19 protein-coding genes are annotated in these 24,926 nt (G+C 63.8%); 12 read left to right on the top strand and 7 right to left on the bottom strand.

Annotated elements, in window-relative coordinates; translation table 11 throughout:
* Positions 1 to 9 precede the first annotated feature (9 nt).
* Positions 10 to 2,010, bottom strand: coding sequence for a glycoside hydrolase family 20 zincin-like fold domain-containing protein (locus P5205_12030; GenBank protein HSA11088.1), 2,001 nt, complete (start codon positions 2,008 to 2,010; stop codon positions 10 to 12).
* A 360-nt stretch (positions 2,011 to 2,370) separates the two neighbouring features.
* On the opposite strand from P5205_12030, the gene P5205_12025 reads away from it, so the two are divergent.
* Positions 2,371 to 3,366, top strand: a complete 996-nt coding sequence (locus tag P5205_12025) for a hypothetical protein (protein ID HSA11087.1) — start codon at positions 2,371 to 2,373, stop codon at positions 3,364 to 3,366.
* A 5-nt stretch (positions 3,367 to 3,371) separates the two neighbouring features.
* On the opposite strand, the gene P5205_12020 is transcribed toward P5205_12025, so the two are convergent.
* The 3 genes from P5205_12020 to P5205_12010 form a co-directional block, all read right to left on the bottom strand.
* The gene (locus tag P5205_12020) at positions 3,372 to 5,477 is read right to left on the bottom strand and encodes a M3 family metallopeptidase (protein HSA11086.1); all 2,106 of its coding nucleotides are present in this window, start codon (positions 5,475 to 5,477) and stop codon (positions 3,372 to 3,374) included.
* Positions 5,478 to 5,539: 62 nt separating this feature from the next.
* Complete coding sequence (locus tag P5205_12015; protein ID HSA11085.1) at positions 5,540 to 7,033, bottom strand: MFS transporter; 1,494 nt, start codon at positions 7,031 to 7,033, stop codon at positions 5,540 to 5,542.
* Positions 7,034 to 7,265: 232 nt separating this feature from the next.
* Positions 7,266 to 7,730, bottom strand: a complete 465-nt coding sequence (locus P5205_12010) for a hypothetical protein (GenBank protein HSA11084.1) — start codon at positions 7,728 to 7,730, stop codon at positions 7,266 to 7,268.
* A 149-nt stretch (positions 7,731 to 7,879) separates the two neighbouring features.
* Here P5205_12010 and P5205_12005 point away from each other — a divergent pair, with 149 nt between their 5' ends.
* A complete protein-coding gene (locus tag P5205_12005; GenBank protein HSA11083.1) occupies positions 7,880 to 8,662 on the top strand; it encodes a type II secretion system protein in 783 nt (260 codons plus the stop codon).
* A 222-nt stretch (positions 8,663 to 8,884) separates the two neighbouring features.
* Positions 8,885 to 9,499: a methyltransferase domain-containing protein gene (locus tag P5205_12000; protein ID HSA11082.1), complete on the top strand. Its 615-nt coding sequence runs from the start codon at positions 8,885 to 8,887 to the stop codon at positions 9,497 to 9,499.
* A gap of 47 nt (positions 9,500 to 9,546) precedes the next feature.
* Here the strand turns inward: P5205_12000 and P5205_11995 are convergent, their stop codons facing one another.
* The gene (locus tag P5205_11995) at positions 9,547 to 9,969 is read right to left on the bottom strand and encodes a hypothetical protein (GenBank protein HSA11081.1); all 423 of its coding nucleotides are present in this window, start codon (positions 9,967 to 9,969) and stop codon (positions 9,547 to 9,549) included.
* A 173-nt stretch (positions 9,970 to 10,142) separates the two neighbouring features.
* On the opposite strand from P5205_11995, the gene P5205_11990 reads away from it, so the two are divergent.
* The 7 genes from P5205_11990 (at position 10,143) to P5205_11960 (ending at position 18,774) form a co-directional block, all read left to right on the top strand.
* Positions 10,143 to 13,385, top strand: coding sequence for a family 10 glycosylhydrolase (locus tag P5205_11990; protein HSA11080.1), 3,243 nt, complete (start codon positions 10,143 to 10,145; stop codon positions 13,383 to 13,385).
* A gap of 290 nt (positions 13,386 to 13,675) precedes the next feature.
* Complete coding sequence (locus P5205_11985; GenBank protein HSA11079.1) at positions 13,676 to 14,017, top strand: cupin domain-containing protein; 342 nt, start codon at positions 13,676 to 13,678, stop codon at positions 14,015 to 14,017.
* A gap of 26 nt (positions 14,018 to 14,043) precedes the next feature.
* Entirely contained in the window at positions 14,044 to 14,553 is a 510-nt protein-coding gene (locus P5205_11980; protein HSA11078.1) for a DUF2249 domain-containing protein, read from the top strand.
* Positions 14,537 to 15,976 (top strand): cbb3-type cytochrome c oxidase subunit I, encoded by a 1,440-nt coding sequence (locus P5205_11975; GenBank protein ID HSA11077.1) that lies wholly within the window; start codon positions 14,537 to 14,539, stop codon positions 15,974 to 15,976. The genes P5205_11980 and P5205_11975 overlap by 17 nt, the downstream gene beginning before the upstream one ends.
* Positions 15,973 to 16,287 carry a metal-sulfur cluster assembly factor gene (locus tag P5205_11970; GenBank protein HSA11076.1) on the top strand — a complete coding sequence of 105 codons (315 nt, stop codon included), beginning with the start codon at positions 15,973 to 15,975 and terminating at the stop codon, positions 16,285 to 16,287. Before P5205_11975 ends, P5205_11970 begins: the two co-directional genes overlap by 4 nt.
* A gap of 51 nt (positions 16,288 to 16,338) precedes the next feature.
* Positions 16,339 to 16,647: a DUF2249 domain-containing protein gene (locus P5205_11965; protein ID HSA11075.1), complete on the top strand. Its 309-nt coding sequence runs from the start codon at positions 16,339 to 16,341 to the stop codon at positions 16,645 to 16,647.
* Positions 16,648 to 17,214: 567 nt separating this feature from the next.
* Positions 17,215 to 18,774 carry a DUF853 family protein gene (locus tag P5205_11960; GenBank protein ID HSA11074.1) on the top strand — a complete coding sequence of 520 codons (1,560 nt, stop codon included), beginning with the start codon at positions 17,215 to 17,217 and terminating at the stop codon, positions 18,772 to 18,774.
* A gap of 31 nt (positions 18,775 to 18,805) precedes the next feature.
* On the opposite strand, the gene P5205_11955 is transcribed toward P5205_11960, so the two are convergent.
* Positions 18,806 to 20,524 carry a 4-alpha-glucanotransferase gene (locus tag P5205_11955; GenBank protein ID HSA11073.1) on the bottom strand — a complete coding sequence of 573 codons (1,719 nt, stop codon included), beginning with the start codon at positions 20,522 to 20,524 and terminating at the stop codon, positions 18,806 to 18,808.
* A gap of 308 nt (positions 20,525 to 20,832) precedes the next feature.
* The gene (locus tag P5205_11950) at positions 20,833 to 23,769 is read right to left on the bottom strand and encodes a choice-of-anchor Q domain-containing protein (protein ID HSA11072.1); all 2,937 of its coding nucleotides are present in this window, start codon (positions 23,767 to 23,769) and stop codon (positions 20,833 to 20,835) included.
* A 429-nt stretch (positions 23,770 to 24,198) separates the two neighbouring features.
* Here P5205_11950 and P5205_11945 point away from each other — a divergent pair, with 429 nt between their 5' ends.
* Complete coding sequence (locus P5205_11945) at positions 24,199 to 24,417, top strand: DUF433 domain-containing protein (GenBank protein ID HSA11071.1); 219 nt, start codon at positions 24,199 to 24,201, stop codon at positions 24,415 to 24,417.
* A gap of 12 nt (positions 24,418 to 24,429) precedes the next feature.
* The gene (locus P5205_11940; protein HSA11070.1) at positions 24,430 to 24,744 is read left to right on the top strand and encodes a hypothetical protein; all 315 of its coding nucleotides are present in this window, start codon (positions 24,430 to 24,432) and stop codon (positions 24,742 to 24,744) included.
* The last annotated feature ends 182 nt before the right edge of the window (positions 24,745 to 24,926 follow it).

Below are 24,926 nucleotides of genomic sequence, written 5' to 3'. Positions count from 1 at the left end.
GCTGTCCGCTCACAGTCCCAGGTCGGTATGCAACTGCCGCATCTGCTCCAGCGCCCCCGTGATCACCTTGACCGGTTTGCCGGTGAGATTGCCCTCGTCGCCGTGCCGTCGGACCGTTGCCTCCCACTTGGGCAGCGCCGCCGCGGTTTGCCTCAGGCTGTCGGCATACATCCGGAAGTGTCGTTTGGCATCCTCACGCCGGTCCGGCGGCACTTGACCCGTGCGCTTGATGATCTCGCGCAGTTCGTAGAGCGCCTTGAGCGATCGGATGTAGCCCTGCACCACAAGACTCTCCTGTGTAATTCCTTCGTCCCCCAACTCGCGGGCGAGCGCCACCGCCCGATCCGCCTGGGCGACATCGTTGTTGAGCTGCTCGACGGTCTTGATGTCCCCCCACGGCGAGCGGTACACGCCCCAGAGGTTTGAGCCCAGCCCGCGGAACTCACCCTTGCGCAGCCGGTCCGCGACGGGCGGCGGCGTGCTCCGCATCTCGCCGCTCGGCCAGTCCGAACCGTAAACGTCCCACGCCACCGGCCCGAGCGCTTGCGACCAGTCCGCAAACTTCCCGGGATCCTTCATTCCCCGCCGCACCGCCCAGGAGAGCGCGAACTCGCGCGGCGTCCGGCCCCTGGCGTTCCAGCTCCACTCCGCCGCCGCCTCCACGTTGAAGACCGAGTAATGCACCAGCGGGGTGGCGTATCCGATCAGCCCCGACATCCCCTTGTTCACAAACTCATTCATCCTGTAGTGCACGAAGCCCGCCCCGGTGAACGGGTGGGTGAAGTTGACAAAAGCCGTCAGGTTTGGGCAGACCCCGATCCAGCGCCCGCCCTGTGCGGCCTCCTCCAAGTACCTCCGCAGCATCGGGGCCTCGGAGCTGTTGTAGGTCAGCAGGCTGTGGTAGTACCACAGCTTCACTTCCGGCGGCAGCTCCTGCAGGATGCGCGGATTGCTCTTCTCGGTTTCCTCGCTGGTCAGCACGAATATGGCCAGTGTGGGCAGCTTCTCCCGGGCCTTCTTCCAGGCCGCCACCACCGTCCGCGTCTCGAGCACGCTGCGGTCCTCCCTGGCGCATGCGGCGCACTGGCAGCCCCCCTGGTCGTGCATGTTCTCCGCCAGCCACACGTCCACTTCGCCCACTCCCGGCAGGCCGCCGAGTTGTACGAGCCACTCCGCCAGAATCCCCGCGAACTCCGGCTTCGAGTAGCAGATGGCGCCCTCCTGGCCGCCCTGCGACTTTAGCTGCGGATAAGCCTGGAAGATTCCCTTGGCCGAGAGCTGTTCCAGGTGAAGGACCACCGGCACGGGCTCGATGCCGTAGCGCGGCCCGTCCTCGACCATCGGCTCGCGCCCTTGTTTGAGCCGTGCGTAGGGCTTGCCTTGCGCATTCACCCCAATGTCCGAAATCTGCTCCACGATGTTCATCTTGCGGTCCGCCAGCCAGCGCAAGTGGTCGTGGCAATCCGAGCCCCAGAGCCCCCGCTTCTCCATGTCGGGCCAGTCGGTGACGCGTGCCAGCGGGATCTCGATCCGGCCGTCGGCGCGCGCCTTGAGCAACTGCTGCATCGTCTTGGCCGCGTAATAGAGCCCCCGCGGTGTGAGCGCGACCAGCCGGAGCGACATTCCGGCCTCGTCCGGAATGATCCGGCAGGCCTGATCAGCGTTCTTGAGCGCCTTCAACTCAGCCGCCTCCGGGCCTCCGAGCTGCAGCATCAGGCTGAAGCCCGCGTCCACCTTTTGACCCGCTTTCGCCTCTGCCGAAAGGCGTTCGCGCAATTCCTTCACCGCCTGCCTGGCCACAGGGCTGGCGTCGGCCGGCTCGACGATACGGATGTCGGCGGCGGGCAGGATTACCTTCGACTTGATCTCAATCTGCCTGGGCAACGGGATCGTGTGGCGAAGCCACGCCTCCGCCTCGGACGCCGTTACCGGCAACGGCGCCGCAGCCCGGAGGGGGGCGGCAAGGAGAACCGAGACGAGCAGGGTGAGGGCAATTCGCGGCATTTTCATACTTCGGCAGGGCATAGTCAGCGCCAGATCGGCCGGCAGTCCCAAGCGGGCAGCCAGGCCAGGGAATACTCGGCGAGCGAGGAATGAATGTCAACATGCCGGACAGCGCCACGAGCCGCGAAACGGGTCAAAGCATAGTTTAGTTCATTTTAGGGCTGCCCACACGCTGGCTTTCGGCAGACTACCTCACCTGCCTCGCCGACTCTGCCTTCAATATCCTCGTCAGGAGTCCCCAATGCCCGGGGAGGGTGGGTAGCCAGTAATTACCCATGCACATTAATCCGAACAGGCGGCCCCACCCAGGACTGAGGCCTTGCGCAGCCGTTGCCTTTGCGGTTGCCGTTGGCTACAGTCCACCGAATGGATAGCATGCTCCTGGCGACTGCGGCTCTTAGCCAACCTATCCGCCGCGCGGTCATTGACGTGGGCACCAACTCGGTGAAGCTGCTGGTGGCCGACGTGGCGGGAGGCGAGGTGCAGCCCGTGTGCGAACAGAGCCACCAGACGCGGCTGGGCCAGGGGTTTTACCAGACGCATCGCCTGCGCCCCGAGGCGATGGATGCGACCGCCCGGGCGGTGGCAGGGTACGCCGCCAGGGCCCGGGAACTGCAGGCGGCTTCGGTGCTTGTCTTCGCCACCAGCGCGGCGCGGGATGCGACCAACCGTCACGAGCTGACCACAGCCATCGAAAAGGCTGCCGGTGTGAAAGTCGAGGTCATCTCGGGTGAGCAGGAGGCGGATTGGGGATTTCAGGGTGTAACGACCAACCCGGAGCTGGCGAAGCTGCCCTTGCTGGTGCTGGATGCCGGCGGCGGCAGCACTCAATGCGTTTTCGGGCGGGATGGGCGGCGAATGGGCGGCCACAGCTTCCCGCTGGGAACGGTGCGGCTCATGGAAACCTTCCCGTGCGGCGATCCGCCCAAACCGGCGGAACTAGCTGCGTGCCGCCAATGGCTGAAGGAGTTCGTTCAAAGGGAAATGCGGCCAAAGCTGATGGAAGGCTTGAACCTCTTTGCGCCGGCTGCGGCGCAGGCGCAAGGAGGCGTGCAACTGGTCGGCGTGGGCGGGACGGCGAGCATTCTGGGCTGCATGGAAGCCGAACTCGTGGTGTTTGACCGCGCGCGGCTGGAGGCGGCCAGGCTGAGTGTGGAGCGGGTGGCGTGGCATACGGAGCGGCTGTGGGGAGTGCCGCTGGAGGAGCGCAAGAAGATCGTTGGCCTGCCGAAGAACCGGGCGGACGTCATTCTCATGGGCGTGGTCATTTATCACGCTCTGATGGAGGAATTTCGCTTCCGCGAGCTGCGGATCAGCACGCGGGGCCTGCGGTTCGCGGCCGTGATGCGGGAGCGCCCGTAGTCTTACTACTTCTCGATGCCGAGCTTGCGCAGGAAGGGCTCCAGCGAGCGCGGGCGGCCCAGGAACTCCTCGATCGAGACGTTCGCATCGCGGGAGTCGCCCGGAGCGTAGATCTCGTCGCGCAGCCGGCGGCCGGCGGCGGAGTCGAAGTAACCGTTGGGAGAGCGCTCGAAGACCGTGGCCATGTCCGCCGCGATGGCATCAGCCCACGCGTAGCCGTAGTAACCGGCGTCATAGCCCATCAGGTGCCCGAAATAGGCGACAAACGCGGTCTTCGGCGCCATCGGCAGAAACACCTCGCCCAGGACCTTGTTCGACAGCGGCAGCGCATTGGTGGCGTTGCTGGTGTGGATTTGCGTGTGCAGGGCCATATCCGTCAGGCCGAACGCGAGCTGGCGGCGGTAACGGGTGCCTTCGGTGGCGAGCTTGGCGGCCTTGAGCTGGGCCAGGATGTCGGCGGGGATCTTCCTGGAAGGGTCGCGGTAGTCGGCCGCGAAGCTGTCCAGCACCTTCTTGTCCCAGACCCAGTTCTCCAGCATCTGGGAGGGCGCCTCGACAAAATCGCCCGGGACGCTGGTGCCGGCGAAGCGGGCGTAGCTCGCGCGCGTCATCATGGAATGCATGGCGTGGCCGAACTCGTGGAAGATCGTCTCGACGTCGCTGTGCGACAGCAGCGAGGGCTTGTCTTTGGTGGGCGAGGGGAAATTGCAGATGAGGGCGACCGTCGGGCGCTGGTACTTTCCGCTGGCGAGGAGCTTGCCCTGGACGAGACGGAAGTGTGCGAAGTGATTGTATTTGCCCTCGCGCGGGAACATATCGAGATAGAACACCCCGAGCGGCTCGCCGGTCTGCGCGTCCGAAACGGCGTAGAGCTGCAGGTCGTCAACCCACTTGTAGGGCGGCTGGACCGGGTCGAACTTCAGCCCGAAAATGGTCTGGTAGATCTTGAACATGCCGTCGAGGACGCGCTCGTAGGGGAAGAACACGCGCAACTGCTCCGCGTCCACGTTGTACTTCTCTTTCTTGAGCTGGTTATTCAAATAGCGCCAGTCCCAGATGTGGACCTGCGCGTTGGGATCGCCGGTTTCCCTGGCCTTAATCCGGCGGAACTCGGCCAGCTCGGCGTCGAACTTCGGCTGCAGGCCGGTCTTGAGCTTCTCCAGGAAGTCAACCACCGCCGCCGCGTTGCGGGCCATCTTGATTTCGGTTTGGTAGTCGGCCCAGGACGGGTAGCCGAGCTTGCGCGCGATGTCATCGCGCAGCGGCAGGATCTTCTCCAGCAGCGGTAGGTTTTCCGTGCGGGCCAGGTTGTCGCGCGACAGCAGCAGCCGCTTGCGGGTGGCCTCGCGGCGGGCGTTTTCCATCACGCTCTGGTAGTGCCAGGTGACGTTCACCTTGACGGTGTATTCGTCATCGCCGCTCTTCGCCTGCGCCAGGAAACTGTCGGGCACGCCTTCCAGCTCGGCCCGGGTGAACTTCACCGTCTTCCTCGCCTTGTTGATGTTGGACTCGAAGTCGGTCATCAGGCGCGTCAGGCTCTTGCGCAGACGCTCGACCTCGTCGCGCTCGGGCTTGGGCAGGTCCAGGCCGGCGCGGCGGTAATCGCGCATGGTTTCGGCGAGCAGCTTCGCCTCCTCGACCTTCAGCCTCGGCTTGCGGTCGGCGTAGGCTTTGATGGCTCGGTAGACATCCTCGCGATAGTCCAGGCCGACGGTCCATTCCTGGAGTTCCTTGAGCGCCTCGGTGGCCGCATTGCGCAAAGCGGCCCTTGTGCTGGTTTCCTTGATCAGCCCGAAACGGTCGGCGGTCAGGCTGACCTGGTAGTTGATGTCGTCCAGGGCCCGAACCGTGTTCTCGAACTTGACCTCCCGGGGCTGGAGGGCCCCGAGGCGGTCCAGGGCGGCGTTGCCGACGGCGATGGTTTGACGCAGCTCAAAGCGGATTGCGTTGCTGGTCGTCTCGAATAGCGGCAGCGTGATCACGGACTTGAAGGCGGCGGCGCGCTTCTTGAACTCCTTCAATCGGTCTATCTGGTTAGTGGGTTGGGCCATGCCGGCGAGAGCTGTTACAAGGAGGGCGAGCAGAGCAAACAGGGCGCATTTCCAGTACATTCTACCCCGAAGCTACTGCCTGAGCTCTTTCATTCAAGCGGATTTCGGCGCCGCGTTCGACTTCAGTCCTCGCGTCCGGCTTCGTGCACACGGATGAAACGCTGGAACACGAACAACCCCACCGGCGCGATCATCGTGCTCAGGCCGATGATCAGCCAGAGCGTTTCCGAGTGGCGGGGCCCCGTCGCCGGGCAGAATTGAGCCAGCAGCACCCCGGAGAGCGGCCCCACGCCTATCTTCGCCAGGAAGAACGGCAGGGAGGACATGGCCATGTAGGAGGCTTCCTGGCCCTTGGGAGCGATGGCCGCGGTGTATTCGTAAAGCCGCGGCGAGTAGAAGGCCTCGCCGATCGAGAGGAACAGGACGAAGAGGAAGATCATCACGTAATAGGGATTGACCGGGCCATTGACTCGCAGCCAGACGTGGGCGATGTAATGGCCGCACCAGTCGTCGGCAAGCGGCCGGAACCACTGTGGCGGCACTGCCATGATGAAGACCGACGACGCAGCGATGAAACTGCCAAAGATCACCATGCGATAAGCGGGTATGCGCTGCGTCAGCACACCTACCAACGGCGCCAGGATGACGATGAGTATGTTGTTCAGCCCGTAGAGATGTCCCACGGGCGCCCCTTCCCCAAGTTCGCGGATGCCGAAAGTCGGGTAGGTGTAGTCCATGTGTACGAAGATCATCTTGATGAACACCGCCAGGGTCAGGAAGGCCAGGAACTTGTAGAAGCCGGCTTGCCGCCACAGCCCGGCGAAGATGCGTACCGTAGCGCGTGCGGTATCCCCGACAGTGAGCTTGAGCACCTGCAAGGCATTTTTGCCCGGATACTTCGGCTGCTCCGGCGTGATGACGACGCCCTGATCCGTGGCCTCCACCCCCTCGCGCAGCCAGAAGTAAATGATCAGGAAGCTGGGGACCGAAAGCGCCAAGCTGGCCAGCAGCGTCGCGCGGTAGGTGCTAAGCTCGATGCCCAGCCCGGGCAAAGTCAGGCTGCCGTGTTCCCCCAGCGCCGCGCGCAAGGCGTCGAATATCAGAACGCCGATGAGGAACCCTGCGTTCATGATGGCGTAGAATACGGAAAACGCGATGGAGCGCTGCGCGGTCGTGGTGTAGCGCCGCAGGGCGGCAATGGTCACCGGCGCGCCCATGCCTTCCCCGAGCGCCAGCAAGGTCAGGCCGATTCCCAGCGCGGCCCACGTGGTCGTGGAGAACGTGACAAACACACGCGAAATGATGCATAGCGCAAATCCCAGCAGGAACGTCTTGCGTAACCCGAGCGCATCGGTCAGCGAACCGACCAGCACGATGCAAAGCGTTAAGCCGGCGGACCAGAAGAGCACCACCATGCCGGCCTGGACGTCGTTGAACCCCAGGTCCGAGGAGAGCCACAGGCGCAAGGTGAAATTCACCACCCGGTAAGCCAGGTTGCTCAGCAGGACGATGGCAAAGACAATCCATAGCTCGCGTACCGCGCGGAAGAGCATTGTGAACTTGCCCAGAAAACTCGTGGGCGCTGCGGCTGCCGGCGGGATCGCTGGGTCAGCCATGGGGGTTGATGGTGGAGGCCGGCTCATTCATTGCCGCCCGGGGCCAGTGGCTGCTCGTCATTCTGGCCGGCAAGGGTAGAGGCTGCCCCGCCGGCGGGTAAAGCATGTTCTGCCCTGGCCCTGCAGGCCGCGTGTCCTCACGCGGCGCTGGCAACTGGCACGGGAAGTGTTGTATGTCTGCGCATTGACGCGTGGCGCGCGTCCTGGCTGGTTGGGCCGGAGGGCCCGGCATCTACCGCGTCCGGGGCTGGGGAGTGAAGTCGTGCTCGACTTTAGTCTTGCTGGTCTCGAGAAGGAGGCGGTATTTAACGCCCGGGCGCAGCGGATCGGGGGTCGCGCCCTTTACGGATGGCCGCATGCCCCGGATTGTCGTCCCGTAAGACCATTCGGATACCGGAACTGAGTTGGAATCTGAAACCAGGTGCCAGATCGGATGAGGGTACTTGTTGGTCTCAATTTCATGAACCGGTATGACTTTGAGAGACGTGAGCTTGAGTCTCGGCTCGAAGGCGAAGTAAACCGGGTCGGTGTCTGCCGGGACCAGAGGCTTGCTGCGGCGCAGAATGCCGGCGCGCGCCGGCCGTGAACGATGATGAATTTGAATATCTTCGCTCGCAAACCAGTCTTGGTTAAGATAAAGCGAGACGCCGCCGAGCACGACGGCCAGCGCGACCAGCAGCCATTGTTTCCATGTCATATGGGCGATGGGTTGACGCTGACGCGGCCAAAGATATTCGAGCGGAACGTTGGATGAATCGGGATCCGACCACAACGCGCCGACCGGCAGCCCCGGCGGCATCAGGCACAATGTCAGTCTAATCTTAAGATACAAACTGCAGCAAGAGCATGAATCGAGGCATTTACCGCCGGATTTCGAACGCCCCCAGCCGCAACCGGGCAAACCCGCGGGCGCAAGTGCGCCCCGCCAAATCATCAGCCTTTACGCTGATCGAGCTGCTGGTGGTCATTGCGATCATCGCCATTCTGGCCAGCATGCTCCTGCCGGCGCTCGCCCGGGCCAAAGAGTCCGCCAACCGCATCAAGTGCGTCAACAACCTCAAGCAATTGGGATTGTCGGTTAAGCTGTATGCCGACGATTTTGACGGGCTGTTCCCCCCGCGCACGAATAGCTGGCGCTGGCCCACGCAGTTGCTGGAATACTACCGCACCACCAATCTGCTGGTCTGCACGACCGACGCCCTCCGCGGCCCGCCCCCGACCGACCGGTCGTCGCTGATGCCCGCTGATCGCGCCGACCGCAGCTACTTGATCAACGGGTGGAACGACTACTTCAGTGATGCGTTGGATGCCGCCCGTTCCATGAGGGAAACCGCCGTGATCCATCCGTCGGAAACACTCCTCTTCGGCGAGAAGAAGAATCTGCCCGGCGAAAACCCGCCCCGATCCACGCACTATTTCATGGACCTGAGCGAGGGCGTGGGCAATGACCTGGATCAGGTCGAGCAGGGGTGCCATTCGGTGACGCGCAAGGGCAGATACTCCGGCGGGTCCAACTTCGCCTATGTGGACGGCAGCGCGCGCTACATCCGGTATGGGAACACGGTCTGGCCCTTGAACCTCTGGGCGGTCAACGAATCGAACCGTTTGGCCTTTGCCTGGAAGCCGTAGCGGACGCCGGCCTGCTGCCCGCCGCAGTGTGAAAGCGATGGCAAACTGCGCCCCCCGGCGTGTCTCCCGTGAAATTGTGGTTGGAAACGCCCTGGCAGGCGTGTTAGCTTTTATCCGTTGGTACGCCAGTGGGCGATTGGAGCGGCAGGTCTTGGCCAACACCTGGCGCTGCAGGCAATGAGAAGAAAAGGCCAATTGGGCGTGAGGTAACATTCGGTGACCATGCCCCAACCTAGTCCGGATGATTACAGAGTCTCGATGAATAACACAGTGGCAAGTTACCTGCACTTCATGGGCGCCGCCCTGATAAAGTTCAGGCAGACGGGCGCCATTGTGCCCTCGCAGAGGTTTCTCATCGGCAAGATGATTGCCCCGGTGTCGCCGGCTTATTCGGGGCGCATCATCGAGTTGGGCGCCGGCAATGGCGCCTTGACCCTCCGCCTGGCCGCCCGCTGCCCCAAAGCGCACATAGTGGCTTGCGAAATCAACCCCATGCTGGCGCGCAAGACGCGGGACAACCTGGACCGCGCCGGCATCAACGGCCGGGTCGAAGTGATTTCTGATTCCGCCGGCCACCTCCTGTCGGAAATGAACCGGCGGGGAATGGACAAAACGGAATATGTGATCTCGGGCATTCCCTTGGGGAACCTCCGTGGTGAGCGGGCGCAGGCGTTGATTGACGCCGTCAACAGCGCGCTGAATCAGGGCGGCTGGTACATCCAGTTCCAATACTCGCTGATTGACCGGAAGCGCATCCGCTCGCGGTTTAAGAGCCTGCGCACCGTCCCGGTCTTGCTCAATTTCCCGCCGGCGGTCGTTTACTACGCGCGGAAGTAGCCTTCGGCCACCCGCCCCACCCGGGGCGACGCTCCCGAGGTTGTGTCTCAATCCCAGACCCGATACGGCAGCGCGCTCTTCTCCAGAAAGCTGCCGCACTTGGGGCATTTGTCCGGATCGTTCCAGCCTCGAACCCGGTGAACCGCCGAAACGGGACACTGCGGTTTGAAATTGAGCCATTGGTAGTGCTTCGCTTCGGCCGGGAGCAGCCGGTTCAAAGCCGCTTGGAAGGTCGGTGGGGTTCTGAGTGTCGGGCGCACTCCTGGCAGCCTGGCCTTCGACAACCGGCCGAAGTTCCCCCAGCCGGCGGTTTCAGCCGGAACCTTCAACCGCGTGACGGCGTCATAGAGTTCCCGGCACTCGCGGCAAAGGATGGTCTGGACGGAAAGGCTCACGCCCCGGTCGGCGCGCCCGGAGACTCTGGCCCGGTAACCGCACTTGAAGCACTCAAACCAATAGGAACGGCCCATGCGATGTCCTCGCAGGTGGTTGATCCAAAAAAGGCGCACCAAACAGGGTGCGCCCAAATACACACGGTCAACGAGAGTGTAGCAGCCACGCCGGTTTTGACAATCAGGATCAGCGAGAACATTTTTGCCGTGCGCGGCGTCCGGGCTTCGAGTATTAAGGCCCGCTACATATCATGAGCCGGCGCAAACAACCAGTGATTCTAACCTGTATAATGCTGCTGCTGTCAGGCTTGGCAGCCCAATCCGCTCCACCGGATGACTTCCCTCGCTTCCAGGTGCCCGGCCACGAGAAGGAGATGGCCTCCTTGCGCGACCTGTTCTGGCTGCATTACCCGGGGGCGGGTCCCAAGGCCACGCTTTGGGATGAGTGGCTCCCGGATGCCTCGCTGTGGCCCGCTGTTTCGACGGAGAACAAGGCTGACGCCATGCGCCAGGCGTGGTCCGAGACGCTCGGCGCGCGGATTGTGGATCCGGAAGGTTACGTGGCGACGCACCAGCACGCCAGCATTGCCCACCAGCTCGGCTGGCCATTTCCCTTCTGGAACCAGGGCCGGCGCGGCTGCGGTTGGCATTTCTCGTTCAAGGACACCATAGGACCGGGCTGGCGGCCAAACGACCTCAGCAAGCCCGCTGGCTGGAAGCTAACCGGACTGCGCGACGCCGGCGTGCACGACGATGGTTGGCGCCTGGAGGCGACCAACGCCGCCGCGGTGGTGACCGCGCCGCCGTGGAAGTGTCACACGTTCGAGGTTCCTTTCCTCCAACTCCGCTGGCAAACCGACGGCCGGGGCGCGGTGCGGCCATTTGTCGAATGGACCACCCCCTCGGCGACCAACTTCAGTCTTGGCCGGCGGATGTACTTTGAGGCGGTGAAAGGCGACCGCATCAGCTGCACGATGATCCCGATGTATCGCCACCCGCAGTGGACCGGTGAAGTCGCCCAACTGCGCATCGGCCTGGGCAACACCGCGCCGTGCAGCGTCACGATACAGGCGTTCTTCTCGCAATACGACACCCGGCACAACATCAACAGTCAGAACTTCGTGCGCGGCTGCGCGAAATACTTCTGGTGGACGCGCGACTTGGAATTCCTGCGCGCGCAGATCAATCGCATGCGCACTGCCTTGCGGCACGTCATGACCGAGCACCACGCGCTGGAGCGCAAGGCCGTTTACACCGACTGGGTGGGGCATGATGGCCGCAGCGGTCTGGAGCGAGGCGCGGACGGCGCCAAGACCATTCACACCGGTCAGGGCATTGGCAACAACTATTGGGACCTCTTGCCGTTCGGCGGGCTGGATACCTACGCGACAATCCAATATTACGACGCGGTCCGCGTGATGGCGGTCATCGAGCGCGAGATCGAGGCGCACCCGGAATGGCAGATACCCGGCGGCGTGTTGAGTTTGGACCCGGCAATGCTGGAGCGCCATGCGGCGGAGGTGAAAACCGAAGGCAACCGCGTGTTCTGGAACCCCGAGACCCAACGCTTCAATGCGTGTGTGGATGCCGATGGCAAGACGCACGATTACGGGTTCACGTTTCTCAACCTGGAGGCAATCTACTACGACTTCGCCATGCCGCGGCATGCGAGCGCCATCCTGAGCTGGATTAACGGTGACCGCGTGGTGGCGGGCGACACCTCGCAAGGCACAGACATCTACCACTGGCGTTTCGGGCCGCGCGCCACAACCAGGCGCAACGTGGACTGGTATTTCTGGGCCTGGAGCAGTCCGGAGAGCATCCCGTGGGGCGGCCAGGTGCAGGATGGAGGCGCGGTGTTCGGATTCGCCTACCACGACTTGATGGCGCGGCTCAGGGTTCTCGGACCGGACAACGCGTGGCAGCGACTGCGCGAAATCGTGCCGTGGTTCGACGAGGTGCAGGCCGCCGGCGGCTATCGGAAGTATTACAACGGGTCGCGCGAAGGCTCACTGCAAGGCGGCGGCACGGCGGGCGGCCTCGGGCTGGACATGGAGTTCTTCGAAAGCGCAATGGTCCCGCAGATCATGCTGAACGGCTTTCTCGGTTTCGCCCCGCGAGCCGACGGCTTCAAGCTCGACCCGCGGCTGCCCGCGGACTGGCCGGAGCTCGCGGTGGATCGGGTTCGCTTCCAGAACCTGGTCTTGCGCCTGCGGGCCACCCGCGAGGCCATCGAAATCCGGAAGGACGGCCCGGCGTCGGAGCCGGTGTGCTTGCGGCTCCCCGAAGGCTCATGGAAAGCACTGCTATTGCGTGAGGACGGTTCGGTCTGGCGCGAGACCAGGCTGCGCAAACGCGAGAATGACGGCGCCCTCAGGCTGAATTGGGGTGAGGCCGCCGGTGTGCGGCTGGTGAAAGCAAGTGCTGCTCCAGCCAGGAGCCCGGCTGAGCAGGAGGCCTTCTTCCGCGCACAAACGTCCAAGCCGGGGGAGTTTCGTGCCACCTGGATCCACTCGGCCTTTGGGATCGAGGGCTGGGGCTGGGACAGGACGATCGCCGTGCTCAAGACCAACGGATTCAACGCCATCATCCCGAACCTTGTGTGGGCCGGTGTGGCTTATTATCCCAGCAAAGTTCTCCCGGTGAGCCCGAAGGTCGCCGAGGAGGGCGATCAAGTGGCCGAATGCCTCAAAGCCTGCCGCAAGTACGGCGTTGAGATGCATGTCTGGAAGGTCAACCACAACCTGCTGCGTGCCCCATCCGAATTCGTCGCGAAGCTGCGCGCTGCCGGCCGCACACAAAAGGACCGAAAAGGCGGAGAGGTTACATGGCTTTGTCCTTCACACCCGGAGAACTTCGCCCTGGAGCGCGATTCCATGCTCGAGCTTGCACGCCAGTACGACGTGGACGGCATCCACTTCGATTACATCCGCTACCCGAATGCCGATGCCTGCTATTGCGAGGGTTGCCGCGAGCGTTTCGAGCAAGCTGCGGGCAGCAAGGTCGAGAGGTGGCCCGAAGACGTGCTGGCCGGAAAGTCTGCCCAGCCGTTTGGGGACTGGCGGCGCGAACAAGTCACACGGCTGGTGCGCGCGGTGAGCCAGGAGGCCCACCAGCTGAAGCCGGGGATAAAGGTCTCCGCGGCGGTCTTTGGCAACTGGGAAAGCGCCCGCAGAGTGGTGGGACAGGACGCAAAAGCCTGGGTTGACGCCGGTTACCTGGACTTTGTCTGTCCGATGAACTACGAGGGCGAGGATGTCGCTTTCTCCAGGTGGGTCCGCGAACAGGTCGCGGCGGTCAGCCACAAGATCCCCTGCTACGCGGGCATCGGCGCCCACGAACTTTCCGGCCCGGAGCAACTTGCCGCGCAAATCCAATTGTCGCGCGAACTCGGCGCCGATGGCTTTGTCATCTTCAATCTGACCGAGAAGCTGGCAACCCGGTTTCTCCCGCCGCTGCGGCTCGGTGTTACCTCGGCGCCGCCGATGCGCTGAATACGAAGAGTATCGCCAGTTGTTGGCAGTTGAAACGCGGTGATTGGCGCAGAGTCATTGGTTCCAGTAAACCCGGCCTCCGCGCGGTTGGAAAGGTGATCCGAAGCAACACCGCGCTGGCTGCGAAGCCAGCGACCGCGCAGCAGTCGGTGCATGGAGGCTCTGTTCCCTGCGGCTGTGGCAATGAGTCTCCGCCCGGCAACACCCGCCAAAACCAGTCCCCCGCCGAAATCCTGCTTTCTTTGATTTGAATCAAAACACGGCTTCCTGAGCTGGCTTAGGTTGCCGGCATGAGTGAGCAACCATTATTGGATGCCAAGAGCGAAAAGATCATTTCGCTGGTGCAGGAAACACAGTTTGCCCCCAACGGCATTGTCAGCCGCACCCTGCTGCGGACGCCCACCGTGCGGGTCGTGCTGTTTGGATTCGCTGAGGGCCAGGAACTGACCGAACATACCTCCACCCAGCAAGCCTTGATCCAGGTGTTATCCGGCGAATGCGAGTTCTCGCTGGCCGGCAAGCCGCACCAACTCAAGCCCGGCGACTTCCTGCACATGCCGCCGAACGTGCCACACGCGGTCAAAGCGACCAAACAGTTTTCGATGCTGCTGACACTCTTCAAGCCGGCCTGAAGCAATCCAGCGCCGGCCAATCACCGATGAACCAACGCATCGTCACCCTGGATGTCCGGGAAGACATCCGCAGTGGCCGGGAGCCATTTGAGAGGATTATGCGGGCGGTCGCTGGCCTCAAAGGCAACGAGCAGTTCATGTTGGTTGCGCCGTTCGAACCCGTGCCCTTGTATGCGGTCCTGGCCCGGCAGGGATTTTCCCATCAGTCCAAAGCCACACCCGGTGGCGACTGTGAAGTGCTATTCACGCGCGGTGGCAGTGGGCCCGCCAAGCCAAACCCCGGTACCGCACGCTCGCATCCCCGTTCCTGCACGGGCCCGCCCGTCGTCGAAGTTGACGCCCGCGGGCTGGAGCCGCCCCAACCGCTGGTTACAATTCTGGAGGCGCTGGCGTCGTTACCCGAGGGCGCCGCGCTGCGTGCGCGCACAGACCGGCGGCCGATGCACCTTTACGCTCACCTGGAGGAACGCGGCTTTGTGGGCGAGACGGAAGAACAGGCCGATGGAAGTTTCATCACCCATGTCCGACGCCGTTAAGACCATGATCCCGCGCGCTGTGTCCTCGCCGGGCACGACTTCCGTCTCCAGCCTCAACGCGCCATCCATCGCCCTTCCCTTGCGCTTCCTGGCGGCCGGGTTGCTGGCCCTGTTCACCGGGGTGGTCCTGCTCGTGTTGCGGCCGGAGATGCTGGCGACTTACCACTACAACCAGTACGTAATTGCCGTCACGCACCTGTTCGTGCTGGGCTGGATTTGCACCGTCGTTATGGGCGCCATGTACCAGCTCGTGCCGGTCGCGCTGGAGACCAGGCTCCACAGCGAGAGGCTCGCCGCCTGGCAATTCGCCCTGCACCTGGTCGGGTTCGCCGGCATGGTCTGGATGTTCTGGGCCTGGAACATGAAACAGGTCGGGCATTTTGGCTGTGTGCTGACCGTGGGCGTGGGCCTCTTCGTTTACAACATCGCGCGGACCCTGCTCCGCGTGCCGCGCTGGAATGTCGTTGCCGCCGCCATCGCGTCCGCGCTGGGCTGGCTGTCGCTGGCGGTATGTGCGGGGCTGACCATCGCCGTGGGCAAGTGCAGCTACGACTCCGCCGCGGCGCTGGCGCCCGGCAACCCGTTTGGGACGCTCCTGGTCGGACTGAAAGCCGTGGCCGCCTTGGTCGCGCGCTTCGATCAGATCAGCGCCATGCATGCGCACGCGCACCTGGGCGCGTTGGGCGTGTTCGTGATGCTCATCGTGGGCATCTCCTACAAGCTCGTGCCAATGTTCACGCTGAGTGAGATCCAGAGCCCCCGCCGGGCTGGAGCCTCCGTGCTCCTGCTCAACGTGGGCCTGCTCGGTTCTTTCGTTGCCGTCCTGCTTCGCCACCCCCTCAAGATGGCCTTTGCCCTGGTGGTCGTGGCCGGCCTGGCGTGCTTCGGCATCGAGTTGCTGGCCATTCTCCGCGCGCGCAAGCGCGCCACGCTGGACTGGGGCATGCGCTATTTTCTGACCGCCCTGAGCCTGCTCGGGCCGCTGGCAATCCTCGCGCTCGGGCTGTCGTGGCCGGGATTGCCGCTCACAGCCCTGACCGGCCAGCTTGAGAATGTATATGGATTCCTCGCGCTCATGGGCGTGGTTTCCTTCGCCATCATCGGCATGTTCTACAAAATCCTCCCATTCCTGGTCTGGTATGGCAGCTACAGCCGGCAAATCGGCTTGTGCAAAGTTCCCTCGCTGGCCGATCTCTATTCGCCCGCCCTGCAGGTCGCGGGCTACTGGTTGTATGTGGCGAGCCTGGCTGGCACCAGCATCGCCATCGTGCTGGGAAACGCGGCGGCAGTGAGAGGCGGTCTCCTGCTGCTCGGGCTGGGCCTCGGAACGCTTGCGTTGAACGTCATCAAAATCCTCAGCCACCTTATCCGCCCTCAAATCCAACCCCTTACCCTGCGGCGGGCGGCAGCCGCCAGTCTATGAGCGCACCGGAACTGAACGAAGCCTTGATCCTCCAAACCCTCCGCCAGGTCGTTGACCCGGAAATCGGCTGCAACATCGTGGACCTGGGCCTGGTTTACGGCACCTGCATCGAGGGCGCCAGGGTCACCGTCCAAATGACGCTCACTACGCGGGGTTGCCCGATGCACGAGAGCATCGCCTGGGGCGTGAAGAACGCCTTGCGCAACCTCGAAGCGGTCGAGGAGGCGGAAGTCGAGATCGTCTGGGATCCGCCGTGGCATCCCTCCATGATGAGCGATTACGCCCGCGAATGCGTGGGCATGAACGGCTAACCACCTCGAACTCAATCCCCCATCACCTATCACCCATCATCAATAATTCAAATGAACACACCAACAGCACCCCTCATCGGCGCGGACAAAGTCATGGACGTGCGTCCCATCCCCTGCTCGATCAAGCACGGGCTTATCCTCAAGACCTGGCGTGAATTGCCCGTGGGCGATCACTTCATCCTGCTCAACGACCACGACCCCGTGCCGCTGCGCTACCAGTTCGAGGCCGAGTTTCCCGAGGCATTCACCTGGGACTACCTGGAGCGCGGCCCGGAGGACTTCCGCGTCAAGCTCACCAAGCTGAAGCCGCTGCCGCCTGCCATCGAGACCGGGCAATCCTACGGCTGCTCGGGGCACTAAGCCGACGACAGCCTGGACCGGGGGGTGGCACAGCGCAGGGCCCGCAACGCAACACGAGCGTAGCCGTTCATGAAAAAGCGGCTTGGCGCTTCGCCTTCTGCCCCGGGCCCCGGCCCACCAGGGAGACACACCGTATCCTCACCGTATGCACACCGTATCCACACCGTAGGTTCACCTGGGTAACCCATTACGCCCACGTTACTTACGCGTAATTGCCCCCCAGAGCCCCTCCGATTGTGGTAACTCACTGCGATTAAAGAACTTACGCCAGTTTTCGCCCCAATTCGCGCTCTCGGGATCCACCAGCCCTGCAAAACCCAAGTAGATCCCCACGGCGGCAGCGATTGGGCGGCGGTGCTGACTTAAAACGTGCCAAAGTGGCACACTTCGAGTTTCAGCATCTGAGCGTCGTGTCATTCCGGCACACCTTGGATTGCAGCGGCGCACTATGTGCCGCCCAGAACCGCCGGCCGCCGCCAGGCCGGGCACGGCTGCAATCCCGGCTTGCAAACCATGCCGGGCGAGGGTTCATTAGGCCGAAGAAATGACTCCAAACCACATCCGAATATGAGCACGTCCCAACCTATCCTCGTCGCGCGCAATTCGCGCACGGACCTGTTTCTGTTGCCGCAGATGGCCAACCGCCACGGCCTCATCGCCGGCGCCACCGGCACGGGCAAGACCGTCACCTTGCAGGGGCTCGCCGAGGGATTCAGCGCCCAGGGCGTGCCGGTGTTCCTCGCCGACGTGAAAGGCGATCTCGCCGGCCTGAGCCAGCCGGGCGGCCAGTCGCCCAAGGTGCTGGAGCGCGTGAAGCAGTTGCACTTCGACACCTACGCCCCCGCCGCCTTTCCGGTCACGTTCTGGGACGTCTTCGGCCAAAGCGGCCATCCCGTGCGCTCGACCATTTCCGAGATGGGCCCGCTACTGCTGTCGCGCCTGCTCGTGCTCAACGAAACCCAGGCGGGCGTCTTGAGCCTGGTCTTCCGCATTGCCGACGAACACGGGCTGCTCCTGCTCGACCTGAAAGACCTGCGCGCCATGCTCAATCACGTGGGCCAGAATGCTCCCGCCTTCACCACCCAATACGGCAACATCTCCGCCGCGAGCATCGGAGCCATCCAGCGCAACCTCCTCGCCGTCGAAGCGCAAGGCGGGGACATGTTCTTCGGCGAACCGGCGCTGAACCTGAACGACCTCATCCAGACCGACGCCGCCGGCCGCGGCATGATCAACATTCTGGCCGCCGACAAGCTCATGACCTCGCCGAAGGTCTATGCCACCCTGCTGCTGTGGATGCTCTCCGAGCTGTTCGAGAACCTGCCGGAGGTTGGCGATCTGCCGCAGCCCAAGCTCGTGTTCTTCTTTGACGAGGCCCATTTGCTCTTCGCGGACCTGCCCTCCGTGCTGCTCGAGAAGATCGAGCAGGTCGTGCGGCTCATCCGCTCCAAGGGCGTGGGTGTTTACTTTGTGACCCAGAACCCGCGCGATGTGCCCGACAGCGTCCTGGGCCAGCTCGGCAACCGGGTGCAACATGCCTTGCGCGCGTTCACCCCGGCCGACCAAAAACGCGTCAAGGCCGCCGCCGAAACCTTCCGCCCCAATCCCCAGCTCGACACCGAATCCGTGCTCGGGGAACTGGCGGTGGGCGAGGCGCTGGTCTCGCTGCTCGACGAACGCGGCCAGCCTACGGTTGTCGAACGCGCCTTCGTCATGCCGCCGCGCAGCCAAATCGGACCCATCCGGCCCGAGCAGCGCAAGGCGCTCATGGCCAACTCGATTGTGGCGGATTTCTATGAGAAAGCCATTGACCGTGAGTCGGCCTACGAGCGGTTGACCGGGGCCGTCGGGGCCAGCGCCGGGCAAACCCAGGCGCCACCGGTGCAAGTAGAGAAGCCCGGCTTCTTCGGCTCCATCTTCGGAGCCCGCGGCGGCAAACCCGCGCCGGCCGCTCCGCCGGCGTTGCCGACCGTGCCCAAGCGCCCGGCGGGACGCCAGCCGGACACCTTCGCAACCATGATCGCCAAGAGCGCCACGCGCACCGTCACCACGGCCGTGGTCGGCGGCCTCACCCGCCAGATCATGCGCGGGGTGCTCGGCGGCATCATGGGCGGACGCCGGCGGTAAGCTCCGCCCCCGTCCGAAACCGGCCAACCGGTCAGCTCACCCGCCCGCTCTCCTTGGCGAGCCGGGAAAACATCTCCGCTTGCTGCAACAGGAACGGGTCCTCGTCCAATTCCTGAACGCTGAACGGGAGGCGGTGCGTCCAGTTGGTGGGCGACACTGAACCGGGGGTGTTGAAACGGGCAGTCATGCCGAACACGTCGGTGATCTGAAACACGGCCAGCCAGGAGGGCGATTGCAGGACGCGCCGGGTGAAGGCTTCGTGAAGCTGGTCGGTAAATTCGCGCGCGGGCTCGACGCCCTTCAGGCCGGCGAACTCCAGCATCTGGCGCAGCTCGCGCCGCTGGATGGCCACCTCCTTGCCCGCATCAATGTTGCGCCAGCACTCGGCCCACGCCGCCGCCAGCGGCGGATGGTCGTGCGTGGTGGGCTGGGCCAGCGAGAGGCGCGGATAGGTCCCCGGGTCCAGGTAACGGCCGTCGTGCTCCCGGAAGAGCATCGGGATCCGGAACCCAGGGATGCCGAGCTTGAGGAGAGTGGGCGGCACGTATTCCGGCACGACCCCCAGGTCCTCCGCCACGACGGTGGTCTCCCCGGAGCCCTCCAGCACCACGCGCAGGATTTCCTCCCCCTGGGCCTGGTTGGCCGCCTGGTGCTCCGGGGTGTCGTCGGGGAATTGCTTGAACCCAGGCAGGCGCCCGCCGGTCTTGACGGCGGCTTCAGCCTCGGTCAGCGGCAGGAACTCGGCGTTGCGGTCCGGCGTCCACGGAAACGAGTAAATGCGGAAAAAGCCCAGCACATGATCAATGCGGTAGAGGTGGAAAACCTTCTGGATGTTGCCGACGCGGGTGCGCCACCAATCAAAGTCGCGCCGGCGCAATTCCTCCCAGCGATAATTGGGGACGCCCCAGTTCTGCCCCCATTTCTCGGTGAAGGCGTCCACCTTGAACACCTTCTCGGGCGGCGCCCCGCCGCTCCAGTCCAGGTCGAAAATGTCGCGGTTGGCCCAGACGTCCGCGCTGAATCGGCCCACGCCGAAAGGGATGTCGCCCATCAGATAAACGTGCCGAGTGGTGCCATAGGCCTTCAGGGCTTGCCATTGGTCGAAGGCGAGCCATTGGACATACATGAAGAAAAGCTGCTTCCGGGTCAGCTCGGCGCGGCGCTTCTCCGGCAGTGATTCAAGCCAGGCGCGAGCGGCCTGCGGCGACCGGTGCTTGACCGTCCAGCGGTCCCAGGTGGGGAAGCCGCCGTTCTCCTCCATCAGCAAGCGGAACAGGGCGTAATCGGACAGCCAGGCGGCGTTCTCCTTCTGGAACGAGTCGAACTGCCGGGATCGCTCGCTGTCCCGGTTGAGGTGATGCGCCGCGAAGCTCTCAAACGCCGCTTCGAGCAGCTTGCGCTTGAGCTTCTTCACGCCGGGATAATTCACCGGCCCGTTGCGCAACTCAGCCAGCAACTCAGGCGGCGCCAGCTTCGCGAAAACGCCCGGCGCCAGGTCCGGGATGTGGCGCGGGGAAACAGCAATCGTGGCGGGCTCGAGCGCGAGCGAGCTCAGGGCGTTGTAAGGGCTGTTGTCGTCGCTGACCTCGTTGATCGGCAGGGTCTGAAGGATGTTGAGTTGATGACGATGACACCAGTCAATCATCTGCCGCACCCCCTCGGCATCGCCTATGCCGAGATCGTCCTCGGTGCGTATGGCAAAAACCGGCTCCAAAATGCCGGCCAGCGATTGGTTGGGGCTCAGTTTCATAAGCAATGGCCCGAAAGCTTGGCCGCAAGCGCGCCGCCCCGTCAAGCTTGGGCGAGTTTCGCCGCACTGGCTCCGCGCTCCTTACTACGACCACCACGTGGCGGCAGGCATCTTGCCTGCCGGTGAGCCGGGCATCCTGCCCGGCGGAACCCCCCCGGCCGCGCCCCGCCCGGCGAACACGGATATTTCATGTTCCGTATGAAATGCCGACCGACCGGCGCGCGGGCATCCTGCCCGCTTGGAGCACTCTAACCGTGTAAGCGGGCAGGATGCCCGCGCGCCGGCCTCGCAGGTGCGGAATGTTCCGGCTAGTCCCCCACCCCGACCCGGTAGTAGAGCGGGGCCAGGCTGGCGGCATTGGTGTCAGTGTAACTGGTGGCGCTGGTCTGGCCCGCCAAGTTGGTCGCCACGAGCGAGAACGGGGGTTGCGCCGACAGATTGGTGCTGCGCAAAAGGTGATAGTTCATCCCGGCCACGCTCTGCCAGGCCACCATCACATTGGTCCCGGCGGGCAGGGCTGACACCATCCGCAACGCCGAGAGCGCGTTGGTGGGATCGGTCTGGCAACGCCACTCCTGCCAGTTGTCGTGGCCGTCGGCATCCGTATCGGTGTAGTCGGCGGAGCCGTCGCTGGGCAGGCCGTATTGCCAGAGCCAGGCGGTGAAACCGCTAAACCCCGCGCCCTGGAATTCGTAGGCGCCGATGTCCACCCTGCCGCCGGCGATCCGCGGGCTGCCATCCAGGTCGGTCAAGCCGGGGGCGTAGGCACTGTTCCCCCGGTTGATGCAGGGTGAGTGGGTTTGGAGCCGCAGATTGCACCACCCGTTGGTGTTCACAAACAGCGGCGCATTGGTGAAATTGCCTGCGCCCTCAGGCAGCGGCGTCGTGCAGGAATATTCGAGATTGCCGTAGCAATAGTTTGGGCCGTTGGGAGCCGAGTTGTAATACACAATGCAGTTCTTCAGGGCGCCACTATTCGCCCCGCCTCCCCAGTCAGCCAAGTTGCCGCTCAACGTGCAGTTGCTCAGGATGCTCCGACACGCCCCGCCGCCGGAGGAGGCCGAGTTGCAACTCAAGGTGCAGTTGTGCAGGGTGCCATCACAAGCCCCGCCGCCAGAGTTGGAGGCCGAGTTGCCGTTCAATGTGCCGTTGTACAGGGTGCTATTACACGCCCCGCCGCCATCGGCAGTGGCCGAGTTGCTGCTCAGGATGCACTTGTTCAGGGTGGCATCATACGCCCCACCGCCGAGGCGGGCCGAATTGCCGATGAAGGTGCACTTGTTCAGGGTGGCATAATACGCCCCGCCGCCAAAATCGGCCGAGTTGCCGTTCAAGGTGCAGTTGTTCAGGGTGCCATAAGCCGCCCCGCCGCCACCCTCGTAAGTCGAGTTGCCGTTCAAGGTGCAGTTGTTCAGGGTGCCATCACAAGCCCCTCCACCACGTCGGGACGCCGAGTTGCCGCTCAAGGTGCAGTTGTTTAGAGTGCCCTCATACGCCCCGCCGCCACTTTCGTACGCCGAGTTGCCGCTCAAGACGCAGTTGCTGACCACCCCCGACGGTTCACACCATGCTCCACCTCCCATCAGTTCCTTGATAAACTGCCCGGTTGCCCGCGTGTGGCCGTTGGTCAAAGTAAAGCCGCTCAGCACTGCGTTGGTCCCTACATACGCGCACCGAATCGCCCCATCCCCATTCGTCGTCCCCGCCACCGCCCGCCCTTCGATCACCGTCAGCAGCGGTCCGTTCACACTGCGCACTGTCACCGCTTTGTTGATGACCACCCGGTTGGTCATCGTGCCGTGCACGGCCCAGCCGCCCGTGGCATAGACGCCGTTGGTGACGACAATCTCATCTCCTGCCACCGCCACGTCTATCGCGTCCTGGATGTTGGTGGCGGCGGTGGTCCACGAACTGTAGGGAGCCAGCGGGTTGCTGTTGGTCATCGTCACGTAATGAAGCACGGGCTGAACTTCATAGGCTCCCACATCCACCGTTCTGCCGACAACGCGGGGATTGCCATCCAGGTCGATCGCCCCCACAACATAAGCATTGTTGCCCGCGTTGAGGCAGGGGGAGCCGGTTTGAAGGCGCAGATTGCTCCAGCCATTGGTGTTCACAAACTGGGGCGCTGCGGTGAAATTGCCTGTGCCCCCTGGCAGCGGCGTCGTGCACGAGTAGCTGAAGCTGCAGCCAGCGTAGTTTGGCCCGCCACCAGCCGAATTGTAGTAGACAATGCAGTTGTTCAAGAGGCCACCATACGCCCCGCCGCCCCAGTTAGCCGAGTTGCCGCTCAAGGTGCAATTGTACAGGGTGCCGTAAGACGCCCCGCCGCCAGAGGAGGAGGCCGAGTTGTCGCTCAAGGTGCAGTTGTTCAGGATGCCCTCATACGCCCCGCCGCCAGAGGAGGAGGCCGAGTTGCCGCTCAAGGTGCAGTTGTTCAGGGTGCCGTAAGACGCCCCGCCGCCATAGGTGGCCGAGTTGCCGCTCAAGGTGCAGTTGTTCAGGGTGCCCTCATACGCCCCGCCGCCAGAGAAGGATGCCGAGTTGCCGCTCAAGGTGCAGTTGTTCAGGGTGCCAGAATGCGCCCCGCCACCCCCGGAGGCCGAGTTGTCGCTCAAGGTGCAGTTGTTCAGGGTGCCAGAATACGCCCCGCCGCCAGAGGAGGCCGAGTTGCCGCTCAAGGTGCAGTTGTTCAGGGTGCCCCGATATGCCCCGCCGCCAGCAATGCCGGCCGAGTTGCCGCTCAAGGTGCAGTTGCTGACCACCCCCGACGTCTCACACCATGCTCCGCCTCCGTTCCGCTCCTCGTAAGAGTCCTCATAATACTCCCGCGTGTGGCCGTTGGTCAAGGTAAACCCGCTGAGCACCGCGTTGGTCCCCACATACACGCACCGAATCGCCCCATCCCCATTCGTCGTTCCCGGCACCGCGCGGCCTTCGATGACCGTCAGCAGCGGGCCGTTGACACTGCGCACCGTCACCGTCTTGTCAATGGCCACGCGATTGGTCATCGTGCCGTACACGGCTCGGCCGCCTGTGGCATAGACGCCGTTGGTGACGATAATCTCATCCCCATCCACCGCCTCGTCTATGGCGTGCTGGATGTTGGTGGCGGCGTCGGTCCAGCTCGTATAGGGCGGAGCCGGCGCGGGGTTGTTGAGGTTCACATAGCGGGTCGTGGCCGACGCGGTGAGCGCCGCGCACACGAGGCTGCCCGCCGCCAGTAAGAAGGCATTACGTATCATAGTCTCCGAGGGTTGAATTTCATCTGCGTTTCCCGGCTCGCAATCCAGCTCCGGCCGGCGCGACTGGGGGCTTGAAAGGAAGTCCCCGGCCTCCGGCACCCAAACCGGTGGCAAACCAGCCGGGACCCCTTGTAGCAGAAGACCGCAGCCAGGGCAAGAGAGAAAACCACAGCTCCGACGCCGGCGGGCGCATTCTGCCACTACTGCTATGTAGCGGCGGGCATCCTGCCTGCCGTGAAGGGCGGCATCTTGCCGCCCGGACCGGCGTGCCCAGCCTAAACCCGCGTCCATTCCGCCGGGCATGTTGCCCGGCTCTACGGCAGGCAAGATGCCTGCCGCCACGTGTTGGTGGAAACAGTCTGCGCCCAATAGGCCGGGCTCGGGATTGGGTGCTTGCCGGCCCCTGGAAACAATGGCAGCTTAGGTTTGATGATCGATTGGACCCAATGCCCGGCCGTCGAACGAATTCCCGGCAAGGTGAGCGGCGCGTGGATCTTCAAGGGCACGCGTGTCCCGGTCCGCGCCTTGTTCGAGAACATTGAGGACGGTGCGCGAGTCGAAGACTTCCTCGAGTGGTTCCCCGGCGTCGCCCGCGAGCAAGTGACTGCTGTGCTTCGCCACGCTGAAGAGAGTCTAGCGGCGGCCTGAGCGCTTCCGCTCATGCGAATACTCTTCGACCAGGGCACACCGGCGCCGTTGCGACGCACGCTCGCGGATCATTCCGTTTCCACGGCGTACGAGATGGGATGGACCTCACTTGCCAATGGGGACTTGCTCAACGCGGCTGAGCCACTCTTTGACGTTCTAATTACCACAGACCAGAACCTGCGCCACCAGCAAGACTTGTCCGGCCGCCGCCTCGCGATCCTCGTCTTGCCAACCACAAGCTGGCCGGACATCCAGGATCACCTCGCTGAAATCACCGCGGCAGCCGCCGCCACCCAGCCTGGCAGCTACCGTGAACTGCGGTGGTAGTCCGGCATTCACTCCTCGGATCACGATGTAGGAGTCCCTGCGGAGCAGCGTCGCATCACCCGGGACTTTCGTCATCGTTCGGCCCGCGTCCCGCCGCGCCTTGGTCCGCGCGCCACGACCTGCTCGGCCACACGGCTTTCCTGGCTGGACACTCGCAGGTGGGGCCGTCACACTCTGCGGGC

Source organism: Candidatus Paceibacterota bacterium, assembly GCA_035452965.1.
Taxonomy (GTDB): domain Bacteria; phylum Verrucomicrobiota; class Verrucomicrobiia; order Limisphaerales; family UBA8199; genus UBA8199.
The sequence above is the reverse complement of the archived record's forward strand: the minus strand, read 5'-3'. Positions and strand labels throughout refer to the sequence as shown.

What these genes read in the sequence shown, in the direction of transcription:
- P5205_12030 (HSA11088.1), bottom strand. Translation starts at nt 2,010, where the DNA reads ATGAAAATGCCGCGAATTGCCCTCACCCTGCTCGTCTCGGTTCTCCTT.
- P5205_12025 (HSA11087.1), top strand. Translation starts at nt 2,371, where the DNA reads ATGGATAGCATGCTCCTGGCGACTGCGGCTCTTAGCCAACCTATCCGC.
- P5205_12020 (HSA11086.1), bottom strand. Translation starts at nt 5,477, where the DNA reads ATGTACTGGAAATGCGCCCTGTTTGCTCTGCTCGCCCTCCTTGTAACA.
- P5205_12015 (HSA11085.1), bottom strand. Translation starts at nt 7,033, where the DNA reads ATGGCTGACCCAGCGATCCCGCCGGCAGCCGCAGCGCCCACGAGTTTT.
- P5205_12010 (HSA11084.1), bottom strand. Translation starts at nt 7,730, where the DNA reads ATGACATGGAAACAATGGCTGCTGGTCGCGCTGGCCGTCGTGCTCGGC.
- P5205_12005 (HSA11083.1), top strand. Translation starts at nt 7,880, where the DNA reads ATGAATCGAGGCATTTACCGCCGGATTTCGAACGCCCCCAGCCGCAAC.
- P5205_12000 (HSA11082.1), top strand. Translation starts at nt 8,885, where the DNA reads ATGCCCCAACCTAGTCCGGATGATTACAGAGTCTCGATGAATAACACA.
- P5205_11995 (HSA11081.1), bottom strand. Translation starts at nt 9,969, where the DNA reads ATGGGCCGTTCCTATTGGTTTGAGTGCTTCAAGTGCGGTTACCGGGCC.
- P5205_11990 (HSA11080.1), top strand. Translation starts at nt 10,143, where the DNA reads ATGAGCCGGCGCAAACAACCAGTGATTCTAACCTGTATAATGCTGCTG.
- P5205_11985 (HSA11079.1), top strand. Translation starts at nt 13,676, where the DNA reads ATGAGTGAGCAACCATTATTGGATGCCAAGAGCGAAAAGATCATTTCG.
- P5205_11980 (HSA11078.1), top strand. Translation starts at nt 14,044, where the DNA reads ATGAACCAACGCATCGTCACCCTGGATGTCCGGGAAGACATCCGCAGT.
- P5205_11975 (HSA11077.1), top strand. Translation starts at nt 14,537, where the DNA reads ATGTCCGACGCCGTTAAGACCATGATCCCGCGCGCTGTGTCCTCGCCG.
- P5205_11970 (HSA11076.1), top strand. Translation starts at nt 15,973, where the DNA reads ATGAGCGCACCGGAACTGAACGAAGCCTTGATCCTCCAAACCCTCCGC.
- P5205_11965 (HSA11075.1), top strand. Translation starts at nt 16,339, where the DNA reads ATGAACACACCAACAGCACCCCTCATCGGCGCGGACAAAGTCATGGAC.
- P5205_11960 (HSA11074.1), top strand. Translation starts at nt 17,215, where the DNA reads ATGAGCACGTCCCAACCTATCCTCGTCGCGCGCAATTCGCGCACGGAC.
- P5205_11955 (HSA11073.1), bottom strand. Translation starts at nt 20,524, where the DNA reads ATGAAACTGAGCCCCAACCAATCGCTGGCCGGCATTTTGGAGCCGGTT.
- P5205_11950 (HSA11072.1), bottom strand. Translation starts at nt 23,769, where the DNA reads ATGATACGTAATGCCTTCTTACTGGCGGCGGGCAGCCTCGTGTGCGCG.
- P5205_11945 (HSA11071.1), top strand. Translation starts at nt 24,199, where the DNA reads ATGATCGATTGGACCCAATGCCCGGCCGTCGAACGAATTCCCGGCAAG.
- P5205_11940 (HSA11070.1), top strand. Translation starts at nt 24,430, where the DNA reads ATGCGAATACTCTTCGACCAGGGCACACCGGCGCCGTTGCGACGCACG.